Source organism: Phyllobacterium sp. P5_D12, from assembly GCF_054049495.1.
The window spans coordinates 1-1,149 of the sequence record NZ_JBFUMG010000927.1 but is presented as its reverse complement, the minus strand read 5'-3'; the positions used below and the strand labels follow the sequence as shown (position 1 = coordinate 1,149).

The window sequence follows — 1,149 nt, the reverse complement described above, 5'->3', positions numbered from 1 at the left end:
GTATGTAAAGGACCTTTCTTTTGAAAGCCCCGGCGCTCCTTTGTCGCTGCGTCCGCGCGAAAATGCACCCGGTATAAGCATCAATGTCAACGTCAATGCCAATCCGATCGCCGAAAACGATTTTGATGTCGTTCTCACGCTGTCAGCAAAGGCGAGCGAAGGCAAAGATGTCCTTTTCAATGCCGAACTCGTCTATGGCGGTGTTTTCAGGCTTGTCGGTTTCCCGCAGGAACACCTCCTGCCGCTGCTGTTCATCGAATGCCCGCGCCTGCTGTTCCCGTTCGCCCGCCAGATCATTGCAGAAGCCACACGCAATGGCGGTTTCCCGCCGCTGATGATCGACCCGATCGATTTCGCGCAAATGTTCCAGCAGCGCATGGCCGAAGAGCAGGCCAAGGCGCAAGTCAGCTGAGCTAAGGCTAATTAAAGTTGAAAAACCCGGATCTAGCCCGGGTTTTTTATTCAAGCAGCAGAAGCTGTGCGTTCGTTCCAGATGGCCTTGTCGCCAATCTTTTCAACCAGGTGCGCGTGGGCCATTTTCTCAGCCTCGGTTAAACGAGGTTGAAGCGGTATTGGCCGGCGGGAAATGATAATCGTTCCTGAAACATCGCCAGGCTGCCGGTTGTTTGCCTGTTCGGCAATCGTAAGGCCAAGTGCAGCCTGTTTGCCGCCGATCAGCTCAATATAGACTTCGGCCAGGAGCTGCGAATCCAGGAGAGCGCCGTGCATCGTGCGGTGGCTGTTGTCGATACCATAGCGCCTGCAGAGGGCGTCGAGCGAATTCGGCCCCATCGGATGTTTTCGCCGCGCCAGCGCCAGTGTATCCACTACGCGGTCATTGTGAATCGGCGGATGACCGAGCCGGTTGAGCTCCGCATTGATGAAGCCCATATCGAATGTCGCATTGTGGGCAATCAATTTCGCCCCATCGATAAAATCGAGAAAGTCATGGAGTATCCCGGCGAAAAGCGGCTTATCGGCCAGCTTGTCATTGCTGATACCGTGCACGGCCAGCGCATCAGGATGGATGACCTTCCCTTCGGGATTGATGTAGACATGGAATGTCCGTCCGGTAGGGAACCGGTTGATAAGCTCAACGCCACCGATCTCTATGACCCGGTCATCAAGCCGGTCGAGGCCAGTTGTTTC

General features: G+C 55.2%; 2 protein-coding genes. One reads left to right on the top strand and one right to left on the bottom strand.

The features are described 5' to 3' along the window. The coding region (gene secB / locus ACXJ5O_RS27705) for a protein-export chaperone SecB (RefSeq protein ID WP_457302712.1) at window positions 1-412 on the top strand (412 nt) is incomplete at its 5' end. A gap of 50 nt (window positions 413-462) precedes the next feature. Here the strand turns inward: secB and dnaQ are convergent. After that, the coding region (gene dnaQ / locus ACXJ5O_RS27700) for a DNA polymerase III subunit epsilon (protein WP_457302711.1) at window positions 463-1,149 on the bottom strand (687 nt) is incomplete at its 5' end.